The following is a 24,115-nucleotide window of genomic DNA, read 5'->3' on the forward strand; positions in this document are numbered from 1 at the left end:
ATTCCAGGAAAGTACGGGGGTTCATAAACTATCAGCAGGGGAGAAGTAGGGGCCCTGAAAATAGTCAAAAGGCAAGCGTCTGGCGAGAAGTGCGCTGTCGGCGTGCTCGACGTTTTCGGCGATGAACGAGACTCGGGAGGTGCTCATCACCCCCAGCATCTGGTCGTAAAGTCGGTCGAACAGGCCCGAACGCGTGTTCAGACTGAGCCTGAGGGCCGAGTCTGGAAAAGGCATTTTTATATAGTCATAAAGACTCAAGTCGATCAGCAGGTCAGCTTTTTTTGTATCGAGTGTGTAATTGTTATAGGCAAGTTTCAGGCTGCTTCGGTCTTTCAGGCTATAGAGTTGGCGGATCATGTTTCGACGCTCCACCGGGCCCGGTAGAGTATCCAGCGTATTTTCGACGCTGACGATGAGTTGTTGTTTGTGTTTTTCCAAGGTGTTGGAAGTGCTGACAATTTCCTTGAGCAGGTCCTCATTCATCAATAATGACTGCTCGATTCGGAGAAACTTATGGAGGCCCGCACTTTTGTCCACACGCAAACGTTTTCCTTGTTGAACGGCCGAACTCGGTCTGGTGTATCGCAGGGCTTCACTGTAGGCGATTTTAAGTTGCTCAGAATAAAAGGCGCACGTATCAGCGGGCAGGTTGTCAAGAACATGCTCGGCATGGACTCGGACCTCGCTGCCCCATAACGCACAACTTCTTTCAAGTATCGCTTGTCGTGAAAATGTAAAGTCGACAGAGTCCGCAAGCAATAGAGTTCCGCTATTCACGGTTCGGCCGCTCCCTGACGGGTTGAATATGATTAACCGAAGCCAGTCCTCTGCTTAGTTTGTAGCCGTAACCCCGGATGCTTTGAATAATATTACTTCCATAGTGCGACTTTATTTTGCCGCGCAAACGGCTAATTGATTTTTCGAGTGCCCTGGAATCATAAAATCGGGCGTTAAGCCCCATGACCACGGCAATTTCATCATGACTGAGCAATCGATTATGAATGAGCGCTTCAAGTACTTTCATTTCAACGAAGGAGATTTCGAGCTTTTTGCCTCCCCCGTAGATGCACATGCGGTCCTGATCGAGTAGCAAATCAGTATTACTTAGCCAGTACGTCTCGCTGAGGAACGCGGCAAACAGGGCAAGTTTTTTCTCGGGCGAGCTCTCGACCACCTTTATGCAATAGTCGGCGCCTGCTAGATAATATTTGGTTTTGCTTAGTGTGGTGGCGAAGGTGACAACCAGAAAAATCGTGCTGCCAGGATTTTCCGATCTGGTTTTTTTAATGATGTCCAGCGTTTGAGTGCTGGCGGAGGGGGTGTCGATCTCTATGATGATGGCACGGTAATGTCCATGGCTTTCACAGGGACCAATTAGTTGGCCGTAGGAGCGTGTATCGACTTTTAGATTTTTCGGTACAGTACGAACTATAAGCTCGCTGAAGTCCTCGGATTTCGATGGGGTCCGTGCAATAGCGAGGACGTTGGAAAAATGCATCACGTTGCTCCCTTTTCCGGCATGCGAGGCCGTCAATTCAATCGCTGCAGGCGTTTAGATGTTAATCGAATTGAATACGCCAAAACGTGACAAATTTTAACATTCGCCACGTTATTTGCAGGGGATAAGGCGGATTTCAGGCGGGTGTTGAACGTGGGTTTCTGGGCGGGAGTACTCATATGCTAGTGCAAATTTTTTAGTGTGCGATAAGTATTTTAGGCGGGTTGATATTTTTTGGCTGGAATGATTTAACCCTTCTAGTCCTTAAGCTCTAAAAATGCTTATACGTGACTATTTATAATAATCCAGCAACGCGATAGCGGGGGTTGTGTGCTGGGAGATGCTCGCGCGGTCGGCGAGGTAGCGCGCCGGGGGTTGGCCGATGGCCTTGCGGAACATGGTGATAAAGCCGCTGGCGTTTTCATAGCCGAGGTCCAGCGCTACCGTCTGCACGCTTTCGCCTTTCGCCAGGCGCTGCAGCGACAGGATCACATGCAGCTGCCGGCGCCAGCGGCCGAAACTCAGGCCAATCTCCTCCAGCAACAATCGCGTCATGCTGCGTTCGCTCATGCCGATGCGCACGGCCCATTCCCCCAGGGTGGCCTTGTCGCTGGGGTTGGCCAGCAAACTGTCGGCCAGGCGCCTGAGCCGAACGTCTCGTGGCATGGGCAAGTGCAGGGCCTCGACCGGTGCCAGCGCCAGTTCGTCCAGCAGCGTGGCCACCAACCGGCCCTGGGCGCCCTCGGTGTCGTAGAGCGGTGGGAAGCTGACGGCCTTGCTGATCAATTCGTGTAACAACGGTGATACCGCCAGCGTGCAGCATTGCTGTGGCAGGGCACCGGCAGCGTCTGGGTCGACCAGCAGGCAGTACACATCCGCTGCCCCGGAACCGCGTGCGGCATGGGAAAGACCGCCCGGAATCCACAAAGCGCACTGGGGAGGCACGATCCAGATACCTTCTTCGATGACGCAATGGATCACCCCGCGCAACGTGTACATCAACTGACCCTTGCGGTGCTGGTGCGGTGCGTGCTCCCAACTGGCAGAAGTGCTCGAGGCGCTCACCGCGACCACGGCACGGGGAATCGCATCGGCAAGGGCCGGGCGCAATGGGTCACGGGTTTCGAGGCGGTGGTTGTACATGGGGGTGTGCGTCGTGGCTGGATTGCGAAACATTCTGGCAATTCTGTGCAATGGCGTCCAGTGATGGCATGGCTATCATGAGAAACATTCTCGTTAAAGGCGCTTCCCATGCAACTCGACAGTTCTACATTCCCTGTGGTGAAAATCGTATTTGACGCCCCCAGCGACACGCCACCGCAAGACACCTTTGTGGCCTTCGAGGCGTTGTTGCGGCGCGAAGAGCCCTTCGTACTGCTGCATGAAAAAGCCGTGGACGAAAGCGCTCACGAGCACTCCCACGAAGAGCGCAAACAAGCTTCTATCTGGATGAAGAAGAACAAGGTGGCCCTGCGTGCTTTCGTCAAAGGCATGATCCAGGTAGAGCCCAGCGCGGCCAAACGCCTGGCGCTCAAGCCGTTTGCGGTGATGTTTGGCAAGGCGTGGGGCTACCCGTTATTGGTAGTCGAATCCACGGATCAGGCTTGGGCATTGGCGCGGGACGTGCTGGATACCCAAGTGTCGGATGTGGCGCACTTTTGAGTGGAGGGGGGTGTTGCTGAGCTTTTTTTGTTTTCGGTGGCGTTCAAGGGCGCGCATGGCGGGCTGGAAAGAACATCAAACGTAGGAGCTGTCGAGCTTCAGCGAGGCTGCGAAAGCGGTGGGTCAGCCGACCTCAATGTCGCAGAACTGACGCCATCGCAGCCTCGCTAAAGCTCGACAGCTCCCACAAGTGTTCAGGGTTTTCCGGCAGCCATTCGGGTTGACTGGACAAACCTCAGACGTTACCCGGCTTCTTGAACAGATCAACCATCAGCAACAACGCACCCAAAGTGATCGCGATATCCGCAAGATTGAATACGCCTGTATGCAGCGAGCCGACATTCACCACCATGTAATCGACGACATGGCCGTCACGAAAGACCCGGTCGATCAAATTCCCGGCGCCGCCCAGGGCAATCAAAAAAAGCGGCGCGGCTTTGGGCAGGGAATGGTTCCAATTCTTCCAGGCCCAATAACCGGCCCAACACACTACGGCGGCCACACCGACGATAAAGATCAGTTGCTTGACCCGGGTTGGCAAACCAGCGCCGAGGCTGAGGAATGCGCCCGGGTTCAGGCTCAGTTCCAACGCCATGTTCACCGGGCTTGAACCGAATCGGAACGTCGTGGCTTGCAGCGAAAATAGCGCCAGCAGTTTGATCAACTGGTCCAGGGCAATAAAGGCAATGCCCATCAGCACAGCAAAGCTTCGTCCTCTCAAAGCGTCCTGCATCTTCAACATTCCATTCCTTCGTGTGTTTTCGCCTGAATCGGCGGCGGCCAGAAGATATCGCACGGCCTGCGCAGCGTCCATCTTTGCACCAGCAGCCTGCCTGGCCCCGGCGTTTCAGGTATCCTCCGCGCCCCGCTCAACAACTATTCCCAAACCATGCCAGAACACAACATGCAGGCCCTCCTGGAGTCGATCCTCGACGAAGTTCGTCCACTGATCGGCCTCGGCAAGGTCGCCGATTACATTCCCGCATTGGCCGACGTACCGGCGCAGCAACTGGGCATTGCCGTGTATGGCAATGACGGCTCGTTCTATTGCGCGGGCGATGCTCACACCCTGTTCTCCGTGCAGAGCATCTCCAAGGTGTTCAGCCTGGTGCAGGCCATCGACCATGGCGGCGAAAGCATCTGGGAGCGCCTGGGTCACGAACCGTCGGGGCAACCGTTCAACTCCATGGTGCAGCTGGAGTTTGAGCGCGGGCGGCCACGCAATCCGTTTATCAATGCCGGTGCCCTGGTGATCTGCGACATTAACCAATCGCGCTTTGCCGTGCCGATCCTGTCCATGCGCGACTTCGTGCGGCGGCTGTCGGGCAATCCGCAGATTCTGGTCAACAGTGTCGTGGCTGAATCCGAAGCTCAGCACGGTGCGCGCAATGCGGCGATGGCGTATCTGATGAAGTCGTTCGGCAACTTCCACAATGACGTGGATGCAGTGCTGCACAGCTACTTCAACTACTGCGCGTTGCAGATGAGCTGCCTGGATTTGGCCAAGGCGTTTTGCTTTCTGGCGAATGAAGGCGTGTGCACCCACAGTGGCGAGCAGATTCTGACGGCGCGGCAGACCAAGCAAGTGAACTCGATCATGGCCACCAGCGGGCTGTATGACGAGGCGGGGAACTTTGCTTATCGCGTTGGCTTGCCGGGCAAGAGCGGGGTAGGCGGCGGAATTCTCGCGGTAGTGCCGGGGCAGTTTACGGTGTGCGTGTGGTCACCGGAGCTGAATGCGGCGGGCAATTCCCTGGCGGGGATGAAGGCGTTGGAGTTGTTGAGCGAGCGTATCGGATGGTCGGTTTTTTGAAGAGACTTGATCGCTCCCACGCTCTGCGTGGGAGCGCTGCCCTGGACGCTCTGCGTCTGCCTTTGTGACGCGGAGCGTCACAGTCTGCATTGCCACGCGGAGAGTGGGAACGAGCTCAGCGCGGGCTATTTTCCGCGCATCTATCCAGCGCTTTGTCGACCAGCATCTGGGCACCTTCCAGCATCCGGCAGATGCCCAGCGCCACGTTACGTTGAGTTCCGTCGACTTCGAAGGCCAGGTGAGCGGCGATGACATTGATCGACGCCAGATCCTGCGAGGCATTGGCCAGCAAGGTTTCCGTGTCCAGGTCCGTACGCACGGTAAATAATCCATCGAACGGTAGCTCGGCGGGTTCAGGTGTCTGCGGTTGGGCGTCAGGTTTCAGATAGTGGTGGATGGCGCGGTAAGCGGCTTCTTGAAGCCGGTCGGCATGATTTGGGGGATTTGGACTGTCTTTAATCATGGTGTAGCTCCGTCGATAAGTGGAGCCACCACCATTCGCGGTCAAACGAGGAGGGTGGCAGCTGTACGCGGGTTGACCGACCGGTTATCAACGAACCCGGCATACCCGAAGGTATCCCGCGTACAGCCGCCGCGACACGATACCTCAGGCATTAAAAAAACGCCTGGAATAGGTGTGGGCGTTGCAGTCGTCGATTGGTCGGACGGTCAAATCCGGTCGCTGAATTGGCAGCGACTGCGGGAGGTTAGTCAGCCCGGGTCCGACCGACAACCTGAAACGGTTGTCGGAAAAATCCGAGCACGTCTCCCTCAGTCAGAGACGGTCCATGTTGCCCAGATGAGAGCGCCGGTCTCCTGACGAAACGCGGCGCCTTCGAGTTGTTTACAGGGAGAGGCGATCCAGCAGGCTGTACCACGCCACGCCCGCGCCGATGTAGAAGCGTTGCAAGCCATGCATCGGCAACCGTTGCAAAGGTGTCACCGGGTACGCGAACGCTGAACGGCTGTCACATAAACGTCCCGCCAGTTGCTGGCCCAGGCTGGTACACAACGCAATCCCGCGCCCGTTGCAACCCAGCGCCAGGGTCAAGCCCGGTGCGGGCTCGTGAACGTGAGGCATAAAGTCCCGGGTGATCGCGATCCGTCCTGCCCAGCGGTACTCGAAGTCCAGCTTGCCCAGTTGCGGAAACAACAACGCCAGCGAGCGTTCCAGGTGCGCAAAGTCCGCTGGCCCGGTGGGATCTTCGAACAACCCGCGCCCGCCCATCAGCAGGCGACCATGGGCATCCTTGCGGAAGTACAGCAGCAGGCGCTGCGCGGTTGAGACGGTTTCCTGGCCCGGCAAAATGCTCTCTGCCGCAGGCCCGCTCAAGGGCCGGGTGGCGACGATAAAACTGTTGGCCGCGAGCACACTCTGGGCCATGCCGGGCCACAAGTCGCCGCTGTAGCCGTTGGTGGCCAGCACCACTTGGCCGGCAGACACCTGCGCGCCGCTGGCGGTTTGCAACTTCCAGCCAGCACCCGCCTGTTGCATCGCGGTCACGGCGCTTTGCCCGTGAATGCGTACGCCCGCCGCCTGCGCTGCACGCACCAGGCCCCGAGCATAGGCCAAGGGTTGGATGGCACCGGCGCGACCGTCCAACCAGCCACCGGCAAACGCCTGGCTGCCCATGCGGGCGGACACCGCGCCGGCATCCAGGCGCTGCACCGGCACCCCGCGACGCTCCCATTGCTCGGCCCGGGCATGCAGGCCCGCCACGCCTTTTTCGGAATAAGAAACCTGCATCCAGCCTTTGCGAGTGGGCGCACAGTCAATGCCATGGCGCTCAATCAGGTTGAACACCAGGTCTGCCGAGTTGGACACGGTGTTGATCAGCGGCTCGGCGCGCTCGGCACCGTACCTCTGCACCAGTTGATCCGGGTCGTATTTGAGCGTCGGGTTGACCTGCCCGCCATTGCGCCCGGACGCGCCCCAGCCGGGTTCGTTGGCCTCCAGCACGCACACGCTCACGCCACGTTCCGCCAGGTGCAGGGCCGTGGACAAACCGGTGTACCCGGCGCCGACGATGGCCACGTCCACCTTCAAGGACTCAGTCAGCGCGGGTGTCGGCGGTGCAGCGGGCGCGGTCGCGGCCCAGAGTGACTTCATGACAGGCTCCGGGTGTTGGCCGTGGGATGCAGCACGCGGCGCAGGAAGTCCTGGGTACGTGGTTGTTGCGGGTTGCCCAGCACCTGCTCGGCCGGCCCGCTCTCTACGATGTAGCCGCCGTGCAGGAAGCACACGCGGTCGGCCACCTCCCGGGCAAAGCCCATTTCGTGGGTCACCACAATCATGGTCATGCCTTCATCGGCCAGGGTGCGCATCACCTCCAGCACATCGCCCACCAGTTCCGGGTCGAGGGCCGAGGTGGGTTCGTCGAACAGCATGGCGTCGGGCTTCATCGCCAGTGCGCGGGCGATGGCCACCCGTTGTTGCTGGCCGCCGGAGAGCTGTTCCGGGTAGGCATCGGCCTTGGCTGACAGGCCGACTTTATCCAGCAGCGCCAGGGCCTCTTCCCGGGCCTGTTTCAGCGGTTCGCTTTTGACGTACACCGGGCCTTCCATCACGTTTTCCAGCACGGTGCGATGGGGGAACAGGTTGAAGCGCTGGAACACCATGCCCATGCGGCTGCGCAGGGCATGCACGGTCTTGCTGCTGCGCTGCACGGTTTCACCGAATACGCGGATGGTGCCGCCGTCGTAGGCTTCCAGCGCGTTGATGCAGCGCAACAGGGTGGACTTGCCCGAGCCGGACGGGCCGATCAGGCACACCACTTCGCCCTTGGCCACGTCCAGGTCGACGCCGTGCAGCACACGATGGGTGCCGTAGTGTTTTTGCAGTTGGCGAATCTCGATCATGCTTTTTTCCTCCGGCCCAAGTGCTGTTCCATGCGGCGCAGGCCATACACCAGCGGCAGGCTCATCAGCAGGTAGAGCAGGGCGACCAGGGTGTAGACGGTCATGTTCTGGAAGGTGGATGAGGCGATCAGTTGGCCCTGGCGCGTCATCTCTGCCACGGTGATGGTCGACACCAGGGACGAGTCCTTGAGCATCATCACCAGGGTGTTGCCATATGGCGGCAGCGCGATGCGAAAGGCCTGGGGCAGGATCACCCGGCGCATCATCAGCACCGAGCGCATCCCCAGGGCTTCGGCGGCTTCACGCTGGCCCTGTTCGACGGCGATGATGCCGGTACGGAAGTTCTCCGCCTGGTACGCCGAGTAGGCGATGCCCATGCCGATCACGCCCGCCTGGAATGCGCTGAGGTGCACGCCCATGTCCGGCAACACGAAGTAGATGTAGAACAGCTGCACGATGATCGGCAGGCCGCGAATTACATTGATCACGGTGCTCGCCGCCCACGACAGCGCGCGGATCGGCGACAGCTTGAGCAACGCCAGCACCAGGCCAATCGCGCTGCTGAGCAGGAACGACAACACGGTGATCTGAATCGTCACCCAGGCGCCCTGAAGCAGGATCGGCAGGAAGTCACGGGCGTTTTGCAGGAATTCAGCCGGGTTCATGGCTGCACCTGGGCATCAAGTCCCCACTTCTTGAGGATCGCTTCCAGGGTACCGTCAGCCTTGATGCTGGCGATGGCCTGGTTCAGGCGCGCGAGGGTTTCGCTGTCGCCCTTGCGCACCACCAGGCACACCTCGCCGACGTTCACCGGCTTGTAGTCGGCGGCGAGCTTCACGCCTTTGAACAGCTTCTGGCGGATCTGGTAAGCCACTACCGGCTGGTCACCCACCGCGGCCTTGATGCGGCCCAGGCTCAGGTCGCGGACCATTTCGCCAATGGAGTCGTAGGTGCGGATTTCCTTGAAAATCCCCAGTTTGTTGAGCATGTCGTAGAAGATCGTGCCGGCTTGTACGCCGACCACTTGGCCCTTCAAGGAACTCAGGTCGGTATAGGTTGCGTTGTCGTCCGCACTCACGATCAGGCCTTCGCCGTAGGCGTACACCGGTGCGCTGAAGTCCACCACCTGCGCGCGCTCCGGGGTCTTGAGCATGCCGGCGGCGATGAAGTCGAGCTTGCCGGAAGTCAGGGAGGGAATCAGTGCGGCAAAGTTGGTCTGCTCGATTTCACTGGTGAAACCACCGGCCTTGCCCACGGCATTGGCGACGTCGACCATCACGCCCTGGATGCTGTTGCTCTTGATGTCGAGGAAGGTGAACGGCGAACCGCTGGCCGTTGCACCGACTTTGTACGAGGCCGCACCGGCGGCGTGCACGGTTGCCACGCAAAAGGTGGCGCAGATACCGAAGGCGAGGCGGCGAAACAAGGGCGAAAGACTGTTCATCGGGTTACTCCAGAAGGAAAACGGATCGTCAGTACCGCAAGCGGTTGGAAAGCAAACCGCAAGCTCTATGCCATTTCGATTCAATAAAATCGTTTTTCGGTATAGAAAATAGATAAAATGAACCCTTCGTATCGATATGCGATTTTAAGTGGTCGAATTTGGCAGTTTGGTGTAGAAATATCGCCACGCCTGATCGACTTGACCGCGAGTTCGCCATGTCTGAAGAACGCAATAGCTTGCATAACCAATCCCTGGAAAAAGGCCTGTCGGTGCTCAAGGCATTCAGCGCACAGCGCCGCAGCATGAGCCTTGCAGAGGTGGCCGAGGCCGCCGGCATGACCAAGAGCTCGGCCCAGCGCATGGTGTTTACCCTGGAGAGCCTGGGTTACCTTCGGAAACACTCGCGCACGCGCCATTACCAACTCACACCGCGGGTGCTGGAGTTGGGTTTCAGTTATCTGGATGCGCATTCGTTGATTGAGGTGGCCAACCCGTTCCTTTCGGAATTGACCCGCCTGACCGGAGAAACCTCGTGCCTGACCGAGCCTGCGGGTTACGACATGACCTATATCGCGCGGTTTGTCAGCGCGGGCTTTGTGCCGGTACACATGCCGATTGGCTCGCGGGTGCCGATGTACTGCACCGCGTCGGGTCGGGCGTATTTGAGTGCGTTGCCGCAGGATGAGGCGTTGGTGTTGATTGAGAACAGCCAGCGAGTGGCGCATACCAGTCAAACGTTGACCGAAGTCGACAGGATCATGGCGTCGTTGCAGCAGGTGCGCGAACAGGGCTACGCGGTGAATGGCCAGGAGCTGTTCCTGGGCGACATGACCATCGGCGCGCCGGTGTTGGGGGCGAATGGCCGGCCGGTGGCGGCGGTGCATGTGGTGGCGCCCACCAGTCGGTGGAGCAGGGGGGATGCTGAGAAGCAGTTGGCGCCGGCGTTGTTGCAGTGTTCAAGGGCGTTGAGCAATTCGGCGCGGAATCTTGAATAGATAAACTATCGAACAAACAACACGGTCAGTGTGGGAGCTGGCTTGCCTGCGATAGCGGTGGGTCAGTTAGCCCATACGGTTCTGACCCACCGCTATCGCAGGCAAGCCAGCTCCCACATTTGATTTTCATTGCTTTGAGGTTTGGGTTGGCCCCAACAAAAAATGCGCCCCTTCGGGCGCATTTTTTTGTTCGGTCAACTATCGCCTATCAGGCAATCGCATCCCAGGCACGATCACCATTCTCGTCTTTGATCCGAGTCGGCAAGCCCATCACGTCCAGCGCCTTCAGGAACGGCTCAGCCGGCAGTTCTTCGACGTTGGCCATGTGCTTCACGTCCCACTCGCCACGGGCAACCAGCAGCGCTGCGGCTACAGGCGGTACGCCAGCGGTGTAGGAGATGCCCTGGCTGTCGGTTTCGGCAAAGGCTTCTTCGTGGCAGGCCACGTTGTAGATGAACAGCTCGCGTGGCTGGCCATCCTTGGTGCCCTTGACCAGGTCGCCGATGCAGGTCTTGCCGGTGTAGCCCGGTGCCAGCGACGACGGGTCGGGCAGCACGGCCTTGACCAGTTTCAGCGGCACGACTTCCAGGCCTTCGGCGGTGGTGACCGGTTTTTCGGAGAGCAGGCCGAGGTTTTTCAGCACGGTGAACACGTTGATGTAGTGTTCGCCGAAGCTCATCCAGAAACGCACATTGGGCACGTCGAGGTTTTTCGACAGCGAGTGCACTTCATCGTGGCCGGTCAGGTACAGATTCTGCGAACCGACCACAGGCAGGTCGTCGGTGCGTTTGACTTCGAACATGGTGTTGCTGGTCCACTGGCTGTTCTGCCAGCTCCACACCTGTCCGGTGAATTCGCGGAAGTTGATTTCCGGGTCGAAATTGGTGGCGAAGTATTTGCCATGGGAGCCGGCATTGACGTCGAGAATGTCGATCGAATCAATGCGGTCGAAATGCTTTTGCTGCGCCAGCGCGGCATACGCGTTGACGACACCCGGGTCGAAGCCCACGCCAAGGATGGCCGTGATGTTCTTCTGTTTGCACTCTTCCAGGTGGTTCCATTCGTAGTTGCCGTACCACGGCGGGGTCTCGCAGACCTTGCCCGGCTCTTCGTGGATGGCGGTGTCGAGGTACGCCACGCCCGTGTCGATGCAGGCACGCAGTACCGACATGTTGAGGAACGCGGAACCGACGTTGATGACGATTTGCGATTCGGTTTCGCGGATCAGTGCCTTGGTCGCTTCCACGTCCAAAGCGTTCAGCGCAAAGGCTTGAATCTGGGCGGGTACCTTGAGGCTACCCTTGGCCTTGACGCTGTCGATGATGGCCTGGCATTTGGAGATGTTGCGCGACGCGATAGCAATACGACCGAGTTCGTCGTTGTGCTGCGCGCACTTGTGGGCCACCACCTTGGCGACACCTCCTGCACCAATGATAAGAACGTTCTTTTTCAATTGCTTTATCTCTCCTTTATCTGTCCGCTTTACGAAAGGCTGGACAGGTAGTCGTCGTAACCAAATTCACGAACCACTTCGACTGTACCGTCGAGTTGTTTCACTACGATGGACGGCATTTTCAGGCCGTTGAACCAGTTTTTCTTGACCATGGTGTAGCCTGCCGTGTCGATGAACGACAGTCGATCGCCGATGGCCAGCGGCTGATCAAATTGGTACTCACCGAAGATGTCCCCGGCCAGGCACGACTTGCCGCACACCATGTAGGTGTGTTCGCCATTGCTTGGCGCCAGCTTGGCGTTGAGGCGATAGATCAGCAGATCCAGCAGGTGGGCTTCGATGGAGCTGTCTACCACGGCGAGGTTCTTGCCGTTGTAGAGGGTGTCGAGCACGGTCACTTCCAGGGAGGCGCTGTTGGTGATCGCCGCTTCGCCGGGTTCCAGGTACACCTGCACGTCGTACTTCTGCGAGAACGCCTTGAGGCGCTGGCAGAAGGCGTCGATGGCATAGCCTTCACCGGTAAAGTGGATGCCGCCGCCGAGGCTGACCCAGTTGACCTTGTGCAGCAGTGCGCCGAAGCGTTCTTCGATGGTGTTGAGCATCTGGTCGAACAGGTTGAAGTCACCGTTCTCGCAGTTGTTGTGGAACATGAAGCCGGAGATCTGCTCGATCACACCTTCGATCTTCACCGGGTCCCACTCGCCGAGACGGCTGAACGGGCGCGCCGGGTCGGCCAGCAGGTAGTCGGAGCTGCTCACTTGCGGGTTGACGCGCAAGCCGCGGGTCTTGCCTTCGCTGCGTTCGGCAAAGCGCTGCAGCTGGCTGATGGAGTTGAAGATGATCTTGTCGCAGTTATCGAGCATCTCTTCGATATCATCGTCGGCCCAGGCCACGCTGTAGGCGTGGGCTTCACCTTCGAACTTCTGGCGACCCAGCTTCAGCTCGTACAACGACGACGAGGTGGTGCCGTCCATGTATTCCTGCATCAGGTCGAACACCGACCAGGTGGCGAAACACTTGAGGGCCAGCAGAGCCTTGGCGCCGGACTGTTCGCGCACGTAGGCGATCTTCTGCATGTTGACCAGAAGCTTCTGTTTGTCGATGAGGTAGTACGGCGTTTTGATCATTTTCAGAGCCTGCGGCGGTGCCTGCCAAAAAAGGACACGCATTGTGCCCGCACTTGGGACAGATCGAAAGGTTAGTCAGCGGAATTTGCTGGCCCGGTTATAAGCTGGCCTGTGAATATGACAGCCCGTCGGTATGATGAGCCGCTTTGATAACGGACCACGGCTTCGGCGACGAGAGGTGAGAATGGACGCATGGACGCTGCATTGGCTGGAAGCTTCGGGGAGCCTGGCGCAGTTTCGCGCTGAGCTGATCCGTGAATGTGAAGTCGCCTACGAGGCCATTGCGCAGATGATGCCGCCGCCGCGCCTGGACATCTTGATCCAGCGATTGCCGGGGGAGACCCTTCCCGAGCTGGGCCTGGTGGGCCGTGCTTATCGCAGCACCCTGTTCAGCATGACCCTTGACCCCGACAACCCGAATTTCCTCGCCAGCCTGCAAAGCGGTGCATTGCGCCGGCACGTGGTGCATGAGGTGCACCATTGCCTGCGCATGGCGGGCCCGGGTTATGGCTGGACGCTGGGGGAGGCGATGGTCAGTGAAGGCCTGGCCGGGCAGTTTGTACGACGGGTGCTGGGCAGCGAGCCGGAGTTGTGGGAGCGGGCGCTTGCACCCCAGGAACTGCTGAGGGCACCGGTAGACCGCCAGCTTCTCGAAGCCACGTATTACGACCACAGCGAATGGTTCTTTGGTACCGGCGCGCGGCCAAAGTGGCTGGGGTACACGCTGGGCTACCAGATGGTGGAGGCCTGGCTGGCAAAGCAGGGCGACGTGGACGCCGCCACCTGGGTCAACGTGCCCGCCCACGACATACTCGCCAACGCCGCCAAAGAGGGGCTGGTGGCCTGACGCTGAAAAAACACAAAACCACCAAGCAACCCCAATCCCCTGTGGGAGCCGTCGAGCTTTAGCGAGGCCGCGAAGGCGGCGGCACAGCCGACAACCAGGTTGCCTGACACACCGCTATGGTGATCGTTCCCACGCTCTGCGTGGGAATGCCGCCTCGGACGCTCTGCGTCCATCGGGCGATGCAAGGTTCAAGTCTTGCGCAGTGGTGACGCGGAGCGCCACGGGATGCATTCCCACGCAGAGCGTGGGAACGATCAGCGTGGGAACAAAAACGCATCTACGCTGACATCAAACCGTCATCTCCCCATCGCCTGACTGCCACATTCCCCCGTTACTGTCCTCGCCAATGAGATCGATCTCAAGCGAGTGACAATGACTGATTTGAAAGACGTAGCGCGGCTGGCCGGCGTATCCCGCGCCACCGCCGCCCGCACCTTTGCCTCCCCGGAACAAGTGCGCCCGGCCACCCGTGAGCAGGTATTCGCCGCCGCCCGCGAGCTGGGTTTCAGGCCCAACCTGCTGGGCCGCCAATTGCGCCTGCAAACCACCAACCTGATCGGCGTGGTGGTGCCCAACCTGCTTAACCCGGTGTTCGCCGAACAGTTCCAGGCCATGGAGCGCGCCGCACGCCTGCGTGGCTATAACCTGTTGCTGGCGACCACCGACTACAGCGCCGAGCGCGAAAGCAGTGTGGTGGAAGAGCTGCTGCGCCAGCGCGTCGATGGTTTGGTGCTGACCGTCACCGACGCCGAAAGCAACAGCGTGCTCCACAGCCTGGCCACGGAAGAAACGCCGTTCGTGCTGGCCTACCACCAACCTGACAACCCCAACTACAGCGCCGTCTCGGTGGACAACCGCGCCGGCATGGCCCTCGCGACCCGTTATCTGTTGGAGGCGGGCCATCGCCGGATCGCCATGGTCGCCGGCCCCGCGTTGCAGTCCGACCGGGCCCGGCTGCGTTATGCCGGGTATTGCGATGCCATGGGCGAGTACGGTCTCGCTAGCCAACCGGTGATCGAAATGCCGGCCCACACCCAGGCTGAATTCGCCGCCATCGAACCCTTCCTGCAAGGCCCGCAAGCCCCCACAGCACTGGTCTGCTCCAACGATTTTCTCGCCATCAGCCTGATCGCCGAACTGCGCCGCCACGCCTGGAACGTGCCCGAACAACTCTCGGTGATGGGGTTTGACGGCATTTCCCTGGGCACCCAGATGCACCCGACGCTGTGCAGCGTGGTGCAGCCCATCGCGCTGTTGGCCAGCACCGTGATCGACCAACTGCTGGCGCAAATCGCCGGCAACGCACCGACTTCCCACTGCCTGCCGTGCCATGTCCGGCCGGGCGAAAGTACCCAACCCCATATAGGAGACGCTTGATGCGCATGCTCAGTAAAACCCTGGCGGCATTGCTGCTGTGCGGCACGGCCAGCCTGGCCCAGGCCGCGGACACCGCGATTTGCTACAACTGCCCGCCAGACTGGGCGGACTGGGGCACGCAACTCAAGGCCATCGCAGCGACCACCGGCGTGCAGGTGCCGCTGGATAACAAGAACTCCGGCCAGTCCCTGGCGCAGTTGGTGGCCGAGAAAGCCGCGCCGGTGGCCGATGTCGTCTACTACGGCGTGACGTTCGGCCTGCAAGCGCAGAAGGCCGAAGTGGTGGAGGGCTATAAACCCAAAGGCTGGGAGCAGATTCCCGCCGGCCTGAAAGACCCGGATGGCCAGTGGTTCGCAATTCACTCCGGCACCCTCGGCATCATGGTCAATGTCGATGCCCTGGGCGGGCTGCCGGTGCCGCAAAGCTGGGCCGACCTGCTCAAGCCTGAGTACAAAGGCATGGTCGGTTACCTCGATCCGTCCAGCGCTTTCGTCGGCTACGTCTCGGCGGTGGCGATCAACCGCGCCATGGGCGGCGACCTCGATAACTTCGCCCCGGCCATCGACTACTTCCAGAAGCTGTCGAAAAACGCCCCCATCGTGCCCAAGCAAACCGCCTATGCGCGGGTGCTCTCCGGTGAGTTGCCGATCCTGGTGGACTACGACTTCAACGCCTACCGCGCCCGCTACAAGGACAACGCCAACGTCGCCTTCGTGATTCCCAAGGAAGGCAGCATCAGCGTGCCGTACGTGATGAGCCTGGTGGCGAACGCACCGCATCGCGCCAACGGTGAAAAGGTCCTGGACTTCGTTCTGTCCGATGCGGGCCAGGCGCTCTGGGCCAAGGCCTACCTGCGCCCGGTCCGGCCCGTGCAGATGCCGGCGGACGTCGCCGCGCAGTTTCTGCCGGACAGCGACTACGCCCGGGCCGGCGTGGTGGATTACCAAAAAATGGCCGCCGTGCAGGAAGCCTTCGCCGCGCGTTACCTGAGTGAGGTCAAGTAAGTGAAGGCACTCTTGCGGCCAAATCCCGCCTGGGCGCTGGCCCCGGCGTTTGCGGTGCTGCTCGCGTTCTGGTTGTTGCCGCTGGCGCACCTGATGGTGCTGGGCGGTGAAAGCCGCGACAGCCACGGCAGCGGTTACTGGCAGGTCCTGAGCAGCTCGCAATACCTGGGCAGCCTGGCGCAAACCTGCGTGCTCGCGGTGCTGGTGACGTTGGCGGCGCTGCTGGTGGGCGGCATTGCGGGCGTGTTTCTCGCCCGCCAGCAATTCTTCGGACGTTCGGCGCTGGTGGCGTTGTTGACGTTTCCCCTGGCGTTTCCCGGTGTGGTGGTGGGCTTCCTGGTGATCCTGCTGGCGGGTCGACAAGGCTTGTTCGCGGCACTCGGGCTTCAGTTGGCCGGTGAACGCTGGATCTTTGCCTATTCATTGGCAGGATTGTTTGTCGGCTACCTGTACTTCTCGATTCCACGGGTGATCCTCACGGTGATGGCAGCCTGTGAAAGCCTCGACCGCAGCCTGGAGGAAGCGGCCCATTCACTGGGGGCCGGGCATTGGCGGGTGGTGTGCGACGTGATCGTGCCGGGCCTGGCGCCGGCCCTAGCCTCCTGCGGGGCGATCTGTTTTGCCACGTCCATGGGCGCCTTCGGCACGGCGTTCACCCTGGGCACGCGGCTGAACGTGACGCCCGTCGCTATCTATAACGTGTTCACCAACTACGCCAATTTTGCGGTAGCCGCGGCACTCTCCGTAGTGCTCGGCGCGGTGACCTGGGCCGTGTTGTTACTGACGCGGCGTCTGGTGAAAAACGCGGGGACCGTCCTGTGAAGCGCTCATCGCTGTTTGTCGTCCAGTTGCTGTTTACCTTGCTGGTCTGCGCCTTCATGTTGGTGCCGGTGTTGATGTCATTGCTGGCGGGGCTGACGCGCAACTTCTTCGTCGGCCTGTCCAGCGGCCTGACGTTCGACTGGTTGATTCAGGTCTGGCAGGCATACTCGCCGACGGTCTGGCTCTCGCTGCAACTGGCCCTGGCCTGCGCGGTGTGTGTCTGTGTGATCGGTGTGCCGGCGGCGTACGCCCTGGTGCGGATGAACAACCGCTTCAGCCGCGCCTTCGAGGAATTGATGGTGCTGCCGGTAGCCATGCCCGGCCTGGCCAGTGCCCTGGCGTTGTTGCTGACCTACGGCCAGTTCGGCGGGTTTCGCAGCAGCTGGTTGTTCATCCTGGTGGGGCACGTGTTGTTCACCTTGCCGTTCCTGGTGCGCCCGGTGATGGCGGTGATGCAACGCCAGCAGTTGCCGGTGCTGGAAGAGGCCGCTGCGAGCCTGGGGGCCGGTCCCCTGCGACGCTTCTTCAGTGTGGTGGTGCCCAACTGCCGGGCGGGGATTCTCGCTGGGGTGTTGATGGTCGTGACCCTGTCCCTGGGGGAGTTCAACCTGACCTGGATGCTCCACACGCCGATGACCAAGACGTTGCCCGTCGGCCTCGCCGACAGCTACGCCTCGGCCCGCCTGGAAATCGCCAGCGCCTACACCCTTATCTTTTTGCTGATGATCGTGCCGCTGCTGATTGCGTTGCAGGCCATCAGCGCTCGTCTGTCCCGTGGAGAGCGTCGATGACCGCTATCACCATTCGCCTGAAGGGTTGCCGCAAGGCATTCGCCGACGGCACCGTTGCCGTGCAGAACCTCGACCTGACCATCGAGGGCGGCGAAACCCTGGCCATTCTCGGCCCGTCCGGTTGCGGCAAAACCACCACCTTGCGCTTGATCGCCGGCCTTGAGCGTCCCGATGCAGGCCAGGTTTTTTTCGGTGACACCGACGTCACGCGCCTGCCCATCGAGCGGCGTGATGTGGGTATGGTGTTCCAGAATTACGCGTTGTTTCCCAACCTGGATGTGGCCGGCAATATCGTCTACGGCCTGAAAATTCGCGGCGTCGCGCCGACAGAGCGCAACAAGCGCTGTGACGAACTGCTGGAGCTGGTGGGCCTGCAGAACCATGGCAAACGCAGCATCCATGAACTGTCGGGCGGACAGCGTCAGCGTGTGGCATTGGCTCGCGCCTTGGCGCCTCGGCCCAAAGTGCTGTTGCTGGATGAACCGTTGGCCGCCCTCGATGCACAGCTGCGTGAGCGCCTGCGCAGTGAACTGGACCAGCTGTTGCGCGGCCTCGGCATCACTTCGGTGTTCGTCACCCACGATCAGGGCGAAGCCATGGCCCTGGGAGATCGCATCCTGGTGATGGAGCAGGGGCGTATCGCGCAACTGGCCAGCCCGCGGGAGATCTACCAGCAGCCGGCCAACGCGTTTGTTGCAGGCTTTGTGGGCAACCTGAATGCCTTTTCGGTGGTTGATCGCACGGCCCATGGCTTGAAAGTGTGTGGCGGCGAACTGCCGTGGCACGAACCCCATCTGCCGGCCACCGTGTATTGCCGCCCCGAGCACCTGCGGGTGATGGAGAGCGAAGGGCACCTGCACGGGCATTTGCTGGCGCAGTTTTTCCAGGGCGCGCAAAGCCGCCTGCTGGTGGATGTCGGCGGCCCGCAACCGTTGCTGGTGGACAGCAGCGACAACCAGCTTCACGCCGTCGGCGCGCCAATTGCCCTGGCCATCGCCCCACACAAGCTGTTCACCCTGCATGCCTGACTTCAGAGAGCCTATTTTGAACCGTCCGTTTCTTGTTGCGCAGATCAGCGATCTGCACCTTAAAGCCGGCCAGCGCCTGACTTACGGCGTGGTCGACACCCTCGGTGCATTGCGCCGTGCCGTCGACCACCTGAATGCCAGTTACCCACGGCCCGATATCGTGGTGATCAGCGGCGACCTGGTGGACTTTGGCCGCGCCGATGAATACGCCGTGCTGCACCCCGAGCTGGCCCGTTTGCAGATGCCTTGCTACCTGGTGCCGGGCAATCACGATAACCGCCAGCATTTGCTCCACGCTTTTGGTGATCACCGCTATTTGCCAGCGAGCGCCGACGGCCCGCTGGACTGGGTGGTGGACGACTACCCGGTGCGACTGATCGGCCTGGATTCGACGATCCCCGATGCCCATGGCGGCCAACTGCTGGACAGCCAATTGCAGTGGCTTGATGAGCAACTGGCGTTGCAGCCGCACGTGCCGACCCTGTTGATCTTGCATCACCCGCCGTTTATCAGCGGCATCGGCCATATGGACCGCGAGCCGTTCGTCAACGCCGCTGCGCTGGAAAAGATCATCGCCCGTCACCCCCAGGTGGAACGCCTGCTGTGTGGGCATTTGCACCGGCCGATGCAGCGCCGTTTCGGCGGCAGTGTGAGCTGCGTATGCCCGGGCACGTCCCATCAAATCGTGCTGGATCTACAGGAGGCTGCTCCAGCGCATTTCAACCTGGAACCGGCGGGTTACCTCTTGCATCGCTGGGATGAACAGCAAGGGTTGGTCAGCCACAACGGCGTGTTCGGGGACTACCCGGGGCCGTATCCGTTTTATGACGCTCATGGATTGATTGACTGAAGTTTCCCGGAGGTCCATCTCGCCCAAGTTAATACCCGAGCACTTCTGAACAGTTATTAACGCACCGGCCAACCGAAGTTTGGCCGAGTGCTTCCTGCTGCCTTTTTTATGCGCCCGCAACAGTGATTGCGCGCCGGAGTTCGTCCTGATGAAAGCCACACTACATGTATTAAGCGTATTGACCGGCGGCCTGGGCATGGCCCTGAGTCCCTTGGCTTCTGCTGATTTTCTGGGGGACAGCAAAGCCAACTTGAGCATGCGTAACTTTTACTTCAACAACGACAACCGCGACGGCGCCGCTGCACCGTCGAAGACCGAAGAGTGGGGCCAGGCGTTCATCCTCAACTACCAGTCGGGTTTCACCGACGGCACCCTCGGCTTTGGCCTGGACGCCATCGCCATGCTCGGCGTGACCCTCGACAGCAGCGCGGCGAAGCATGTCGGCAGCTCGATGATTCCCACCGATGATGGCAAGGCTGCGGATGATTGGGCCCGTGGCGGCGTGACCGCGAAGGCGCGCTTTGCCAAGACCGAACTGCGCTACGGCTACCTGCGCCCCAACCTGCCGATCCTGGTGAGCAACGACGGCCGGCTGTTGCCGCAGTCGTTTGAAGGCGGGCAAATCACCAGCAACGACATCGACAACCTGACCCTGATTGGTGGCCAGCTTGAGCATACGACGGGCCGCGGTTCCAGCGACGCCAGCGGCCTGGCGGTGGCCGGTGCGACCCAGGAAAGCAACAAGTTCACCTACGGCGGCGCCGACTACAACCTGACCAAGAACCTCTTGGTGCAGTACTACTACGCCAACCTTGAAGACTATTACCAACAGCACTTCGCCGGCCTGGTGCACGTATTGCCGATGGGCGACTACGGCTCGCTGAAAACCGACTTGCGTTACTTCAAGACCACCTCCGACGGCAAGAACGCAAGTGCCGCCGGGCGTGCCGATGGCTATAAGTTTGGCGGCTATACCAAAGGTGGAACCGGGGAGATCGATAACGACACCTGGAGCGCCGCGTTCATCTATTCCCTGGGGCCCCATGCGATCACAGCGGGCTACCAACGCGTGTCCGACGACAGCAACTTCGCCCAACTCAACCAGGGCGGCCTGGTGGGCAAAGGCGAGGCGGGCCCGAGTCTGTACCTGTACACCGACCGAACCATCCAGACCTTCATCCAGGCCGGTGAGCGTACTGCTTTTGCCCAGTACGCCTACGACTTTGCGGCGCTGGGCGTACCCGGTTTGAAGGCCTCGGTGATGTACCTCAAGGGCGACCATATCCTCACCACCAACGGCAACGATGGCAGCGAGTGGGAGCGGGATATTTCGCTGGATTATGTGGTGCAGAGCGGCACGTTCAAGAACGTCGGGTTCGGCTGGCGCAACGGCATGTCCCGCAGCGAAGTGGCACGGGATCAGGACCAGAACCGGGTGTTTGTGAACTACTCGATTCCGTTGATGTAAATCCTGAAGTCCATGCACCAGCCCTTGCGGCGAGGGCTGGTGCGTTTATAGCGACTTCATGTGCGTTGCATGCTCATCCTGTATCGACTCAAACCCGCAGCGCAGATAAAAGGCGGCGCCCTCGTGGGTGTCGGTAGACAGGCGCACAACACGGTACTGCTGCGCAGCGCGTTCCAGCAGTTGGCCCACCAACGCCTTGCCTACATGCCGTTCCCTCGAAGCCCGTGCGACGTACACCCGGCGCAGCCTGCCAACCTCCGGACCGGCGTAAGGGTCATAGGACAGCCCGCCAACGGCGATCAACTGCTCGTTGCTGAATACGCCCAAAAGACATTCGCCTGGCTGGTCGAACCGGTTGGCGCCGCTGTGCCACTCTGCAACGAGTCGCGTGAGAAACCTGAACCCTTCGGCGACGGCTTCTGCTTCCAGTATCAGGATCTCTTCGGGCAACGCCGAGAGGGCGCGTATCGACAAACCGTCCGTTGATCTATCCACTGTATTGACTCAATTCCCTGTTCAATGCAGCGACTATAACGCTCTCCCGGTATCACGTATTGGTCTTCAACTTGGTCCACAACCGAGTGGCCAGCCGCGCAATCGCCGGCGGCAGGTCTTCGACGATGAACAGCTTGTCCATCACGCTTTTCGACGGGTAGATCGCCAGGTCTTGCTTTACCTCGGGAGTCACAAACTCATCCGCGGCGCTGTTGGGGTTGGCGTAGTGGATGCTGTTGCTGATGTTGGCAATCACCTTGGGCTCCAGCAGGTAATTCATATAGGCATAGCCGTTCTTCTCGTGCGGCGCGCCCTTGGGCATCACCACCATGTCCAGCCACAGCGTCGAGCCTTCATCCGGGATCGAGTAGGCGATGTTGATGCCGTTTTTCGCCTCCTTGGCGCTGGCGGCGGCTTGCACGACGTCGCCATTAAAGCCGATCACTGCGCAGATATTGCCGTTCGCCAGGTCGCTGATGTACTTGGAGGCGTGGAAGTACTGGATGTAGGGCCGGATCTTCAACAGCGCCTGTTCGGCCTTTTTGTAGTCGGCCGGTTCGTGGCTGTGGTGAGGCAAGCCCAGGTAGTTGAGGGTGATCGGCAGGATCTGCGTGGGGTTGTCGATAATCGCCACGCCGCAGGCGCTGAGTTTCTTGATGTTGTTTTCATCGAAGAACAGGCTCCAGGAATGGGTGACGTCGGTGGTGCCGAAGATCGCCTTGATCTTCTCGACGTTGTAGCCAATCCCCGCCGTGCCCCACATGTACGGGAAGCCGTACTGGTTGCCCGGGTCGTTGGTCTCCAGCTTCTTCATCAGCAGCGGGTCGAGGTTTTTCCAGTTGGGCAACTGGCTTCGGTCGAGCTTCTGGATCGCCCCGGCCTTGATCAGCCGCGACAGGAAGTGGTTGGACGGGCTGACCACGTCATAACCGGTATTGCCGGTCATCAGTTTGGATTCCAGCACTTCGTTGCTGTCGTGAATGTCGTAGGTCGCCTTGATCCCGGTCTCCTGGGTGAAGCGGGTCAAGGTGTCGTCGGCGATGTAGCCGTTCCAGTTGGAAATATTCACTTCTTCGGCGGCGTACACGGCCGCCGGGAGCGCGCTGAGGATGACCGCCAGGGACAGACTGTTGATGTGCATGTGAATCACCTTTGTTGAGGTTTTTTGTTCTAGATTTCTGTCCGAGCCCGGACCGTTTCCACGCGCATACGCAGCATGGCACCGATGTCGAACAACGGCCGGGGCGGCAGCCAGCCGGGCTCTGCCCTGAGCATTACGGAGTGCAGGAGCGACGAGGCTTGGCCCGACGCCCACTCGGCCAGCAGTCGGCCCCATAACGTGCCGCGGGCGACGCCCGATCCGTTGCAGCCGGCGACGGCGTACAGGTTGTTTTCGACTCGCGCGAAATACGATTGGCCGCTGCGGGAGGCACTCAAGTGGCCGGTCCAGGTGTAGTGGATGTCTTGTTCGGTGAGCCAGGGAAAGCGTCGCTGCAAACCCTTCACGTGGTGTTGGCGCCGGTGCAGCAGGTCGCCGTTGGACAAATCCCGAGTGCGGTATTCCGCCGTGTTGCGGATCATCACCCGGCGGTCCGGCGTCAGGCGCACCGTGGCGCCCAGTGGCCGGGTGGACAGTACGCCCCAGGGTTCCACCGCGCCGATACGGCGGTATTCCTCATCGCTGAAGGGGCGGGTGAGGCTGGCGCTGAGTTCCATCGGGAACGTCGCGCTGTCTTCAATACCCACCCGTGGAATAAAGGCGTTGAGGCACACCAGCACCTGGCCGGCTTCAATGCAGGCGTCCAGGCCGTTGGCGCGAATGCCGCCATTGGCCATGCGCTCAAGGCCGGTGATGTCGGTGTTCTCATAGAGCGTCACGTTGTCCGGCAGGGCTTCCAGCAAGCCCTTTACGTACTTCGCCGGTTGCAGCAAGGCGTTGCCATTGCCGCACCAGATGGCGGCCTGGTAATGCTCGGTGCCGAGTGTTTGTGCGAGCGCCTCACCCTGTAGAAAGCGCGCTGAAGCACCCACCGCACGCAAGGTCGCCAACTTGGCATCCACATGCTCGAGCTTGTCGGGATCGTGCACGGCGAAGAAGTAGCCGCTGTCCCTGAAATCGCAGTCGATGGCATGGCGGGCGATGCGCTTGCGCACTTCATCACTGGCGGCGCGTGAGATGGTGGTGTCCACCTCAAAATCGGCGAAGCCAGAGCGGCCCATCAATTCACTTTCAGCGGGATGCTCATGGGCCACCACAAAACCTGAATTGCGCGCCGAGGCACCTTGGGCGGCGCGCTGGCGGTCGACGATCACGATGCGGGCCTCGGGGTGCATCTCGGCCAGGGTGTGGGCCGCACACAAACCGGTAATCCCTGCGCCGATCACCAGCCAGTCGGCTCTTTGAACGCCGCTCAGTCGGCCCCGGGCGGGGAGGCTGTCAGTCTGGGCAATCCAGCCACATGTGTTTTTCATGAAGATCCTCGGCTGTATGCGTTGTTCGCATGACTAAGTTCGGGCTACACCTGGAATCTATAGGGCCGGTGGTGATACAACCAACGTTATAAAATCATCCAGCTATTCGG

Annotated in this window: 25 protein-coding genes; 11 read left to right on the forward strand and 14 right to left on the reverse strand. The window is 60.4% G+C overall.

Annotation, left to right across the window (positions count from 1 at the left end; translation table 11 throughout):
- Positions 1-21: 21 nt before the first annotated feature.
- From JFU58_RS18695 to JFU58_RS18705, 3 genes are all read right to left on the reverse strand, one after another.
- On the reverse strand, positions 22-777 hold the full coding sequence (locus JFU58_RS18695) for a hypothetical protein (RefSeq protein ID WP_201141578.1): 756 nt from the start codon (positions 775-777) through the stop codon (positions 22-24).
- Positions 770-1,498: a winged helix-turn-helix domain-containing protein gene (locus JFU58_RS18700; protein ID WP_017475074.1), complete on the reverse strand. Its 729-nt coding sequence runs from the start codon at positions 1,496-1,498 to the stop codon at positions 770-772. Before JFU58_RS18700 ends, JFU58_RS18695 begins: the two co-directional genes overlap by 8 nt.
- Positions 1,499-1,789: 291 nt before the next feature.
- Positions 1,790-2,641, reverse strand: a complete 852-nt coding sequence (locus tag JFU58_RS18705) for an AraC family transcriptional regulator (RefSeq protein WP_177071375.1) — start codon at positions 2,639-2,641, stop codon at positions 1,790-1,792.
- 108 nt (positions 2,642-2,749) lie between these two features.
- On the opposite strand from JFU58_RS18705, the gene JFU58_RS18710 reads away from it, so the two are divergent.
- On the forward strand, positions 2,750-3,160 hold the full coding sequence (locus JFU58_RS18710; protein ID WP_201141579.1) for a hypothetical protein: 411 nt from the start codon (positions 2,750-2,752) through the stop codon (positions 3,158-3,160).
- Between the two features lie 235 nt (positions 3,161-3,395).
- Here JFU58_RS18710 and JFU58_RS18715 read toward each other — a convergent pair whose 3' ends face one another.
- A complete protein-coding gene (locus JFU58_RS18715; protein ID WP_063033995.1) occupies positions 3,396-3,893 on the reverse strand; it encodes a signal peptidase II in 498 nt (165 codons plus the stop codon).
- Positions 3,894-4,064: 171 nt separating this feature from the next.
- On the opposite strand from JFU58_RS18715, the gene glsB reads away from it, so the two are divergent.
- Entirely contained in the window at positions 4,065-4,973 is a 909-nt protein-coding gene (gene glsB / locus JFU58_RS18720; RefSeq protein ID WP_010171887.1) for a glutaminase B, read from the forward strand.
- 115 nt (positions 4,974-5,088) lie between these two features.
- Here the strand turns inward: glsB and JFU58_RS18725 are convergent, their stop codons facing one another.
- The 5 genes from JFU58_RS18725 to JFU58_RS18745 all read right to left on the reverse strand — a co-directional run bounded on the left by JFU58_RS18725 (position 5,089) and on the right by JFU58_RS18745 (position 9,276).
- Positions 5,089-5,436, reverse strand: coding sequence for a DUF6124 family protein (locus tag JFU58_RS18725; RefSeq protein WP_177022013.1), 348 nt, complete (start codon positions 5,434-5,436; stop codon positions 5,089-5,091).
- Positions 5,437-5,817: 381 nt separating this feature from the next.
- On the reverse strand, positions 5,818-7,083 hold the full coding sequence (locus JFU58_RS18730; RefSeq protein WP_201141581.1) for an NAD(P)/FAD-dependent oxidoreductase: 1,266 nt from the start codon (positions 7,081-7,083) through the stop codon (positions 5,818-5,820).
- Positions 7,080-7,832, reverse strand: a complete 753-nt coding sequence (locus JFU58_RS18735) for an amino acid ABC transporter ATP-binding protein (protein ID WP_177071379.1) — start codon at positions 7,830-7,832, stop codon at positions 7,080-7,082. The genes JFU58_RS18730 and JFU58_RS18735 overlap by 4 nt, the downstream gene beginning before the upstream one ends.
- Positions 7,829-8,497, reverse strand: coding sequence for an ectoine/hydroxyectoine ABC transporter permease subunit EhuD (gene ehuD / locus JFU58_RS18740; RefSeq protein ID WP_017475082.1), 669 nt, complete (start codon positions 8,495-8,497; stop codon positions 7,829-7,831). The genes JFU58_RS18735 and ehuD overlap by 4 nt, the downstream gene beginning before the upstream one ends.
- The gene (locus tag JFU58_RS18745) at positions 8,494-9,276 is read right to left on the reverse strand and encodes an ABC transporter substrate-binding protein (RefSeq protein ID WP_177026629.1); all 783 of its coding nucleotides are present in this window, start codon (positions 9,274-9,276) and stop codon (positions 8,494-8,496) included. Before JFU58_RS18745 ends, ehuD begins: the two co-directional genes overlap by 4 nt.
- A 215-nt stretch (positions 9,277-9,491) precedes the next feature.
- On the opposite strand from JFU58_RS18745, the gene JFU58_RS18750 reads away from it, so the two are divergent.
- Positions 9,492-10,271, forward strand: a complete 780-nt coding sequence (locus tag JFU58_RS18750) for an IclR family transcriptional regulator (protein WP_201141583.1) — start codon at positions 9,492-9,494, stop codon at positions 10,269-10,271.
- Between the two features lie 208 nt (positions 10,272-10,479).
- Here JFU58_RS18750 and JFU58_RS18755 read toward each other — a convergent pair whose 3' ends face one another.
- Together JFU58_RS18755 and JFU58_RS18760 are read right to left on the reverse strand one after the other, a co-directional pair.
- Complete coding sequence (locus tag JFU58_RS18755) at positions 10,480-11,724, reverse strand: saccharopine dehydrogenase family protein (RefSeq protein ID WP_017475085.1); 1,245 nt, start codon at positions 11,722-11,724, stop codon at positions 10,480-10,482.
- A 29-nt stretch (positions 11,725-11,753) separates the two neighbouring features.
- Positions 11,754-12,851 carry a carboxynorspermidine decarboxylase gene (locus JFU58_RS18760; RefSeq protein ID WP_201141585.1) on the reverse strand — a complete coding sequence of 366 codons (1,098 nt, stop codon included), beginning with the start codon at positions 12,849-12,851 and terminating at the stop codon, positions 11,754-11,756.
- A 184-nt stretch (positions 12,852-13,035) separates the two neighbouring features.
- Between JFU58_RS18760 and JFU58_RS18765 the strand changes: the two genes are divergently transcribed.
- The 8 genes from JFU58_RS18765 to JFU58_RS18800 all read left to right on the forward strand — a co-directional run bounded on the left by JFU58_RS18765 (position 13,036) and on the right by JFU58_RS18800 (position 21,038).
- Positions 13,036-13,698 (forward strand): DUF2268 domain-containing putative Zn-dependent protease, encoded by a 663-nt coding sequence (locus JFU58_RS18765; protein WP_201141587.1) that lies wholly within the window; start codon positions 13,036-13,038, stop codon positions 13,696-13,698.
- Between the two features lie 372 nt (positions 13,699-14,070).
- A complete protein-coding gene (locus JFU58_RS18770) occupies positions 14,071-15,075 on the forward strand; it encodes a LacI family DNA-binding transcriptional regulator (protein ID WP_201141588.1) in 1,005 nt (334 codons plus the stop codon).
- Positions 15,075-16,079 carry an ABC transporter substrate-binding protein gene (locus JFU58_RS18775; RefSeq protein ID WP_063030945.1) on the forward strand — a complete coding sequence of 335 codons (1,005 nt, stop codon included), beginning with the start codon at positions 15,075-15,077 and terminating at the stop codon, positions 16,077-16,079. Before JFU58_RS18770 ends, JFU58_RS18775 begins: the two co-directional genes overlap by 1 nt.
- Complete coding sequence (locus tag JFU58_RS18780; RefSeq protein WP_201141590.1) at positions 16,080-16,901, forward strand: ABC transporter permease subunit; 822 nt, start codon at positions 16,080-16,082, stop codon at positions 16,899-16,901.
- Positions 16,898-17,692 carry an ABC transporter permease subunit gene (locus tag JFU58_RS18785; protein ID WP_201141592.1) on the forward strand — a complete coding sequence of 265 codons (795 nt, stop codon included), beginning with the start codon at positions 16,898-16,900 and terminating at the stop codon, positions 17,690-17,692. Before JFU58_RS18780 ends, JFU58_RS18785 begins: the two co-directional genes overlap by 4 nt.
- Complete coding sequence (locus tag JFU58_RS18790; protein WP_063030939.1) at positions 17,689-18,720, forward strand: ABC transporter ATP-binding protein; 1,032 nt, start codon at positions 17,689-17,691, stop codon at positions 18,718-18,720. The genes JFU58_RS18785 and JFU58_RS18790 overlap by 4 nt, the downstream gene beginning before the upstream one ends.
- 16 nt (positions 18,721-18,736) lie before the next feature.
- Complete coding sequence (locus JFU58_RS18795) at positions 18,737-19,570, forward strand: phosphodiesterase (RefSeq protein ID WP_201141594.1); 834 nt, start codon at positions 18,737-18,739, stop codon at positions 19,568-19,570.
- Positions 19,571-19,718: 148 nt separating this feature from the next.
- A complete protein-coding gene (locus JFU58_RS18800; protein WP_201141596.1) occupies positions 19,719-21,038 on the forward strand; it encodes an OprD family porin in 1,320 nt (439 codons plus the stop codon).
- 45 nt (positions 21,039-21,083) lie between these two features.
- Here the strand turns inward: JFU58_RS18800 and JFU58_RS18805 are convergent, their stop codons facing one another.
- Genes JFU58_RS18805 through JFU58_RS18815 form a run of 3 tightly spaced genes read right to left on the reverse strand, consistent with a single transcriptional unit; the run spans position 21,084 to position 24,005 of the window.
- The gene (locus tag JFU58_RS18805) at positions 21,084-21,533 is read right to left on the reverse strand and encodes a GNAT family N-acetyltransferase (protein WP_063030933.1); all 450 of its coding nucleotides are present in this window, start codon (positions 21,531-21,533) and stop codon (positions 21,084-21,086) included.
- Between the two features lie 52 nt (positions 21,534-21,585).
- The gene (locus tag JFU58_RS18810) at positions 21,586-22,674 is read right to left on the reverse strand and encodes a polyamine ABC transporter substrate-binding protein (protein WP_093197855.1); all 1,089 of its coding nucleotides are present in this window, start codon (positions 22,672-22,674) and stop codon (positions 21,586-21,588) included.
- A 29-nt stretch (positions 22,675-22,703) separates the two neighbouring features.
- Entirely contained in the window at positions 22,704-24,005 is a 1,302-nt protein-coding gene (locus tag JFU58_RS18815; protein ID WP_201141598.1) for an NAD(P)/FAD-dependent oxidoreductase, read from the reverse strand.
- Positions 24,006-24,115: the final 110 nt, after the last annotated feature.

Origin of the sequence: Pseudomonas sp. TH34 (assembly GCF_016650865.1) — a bacterium.
Taxonomy (GTDB): domain Bacteria; phylum Pseudomonadota; class Gammaproteobacteria; order Pseudomonadales; family Pseudomonadaceae; genus Aquipseudomonas; species Aquipseudomonas yamanorum.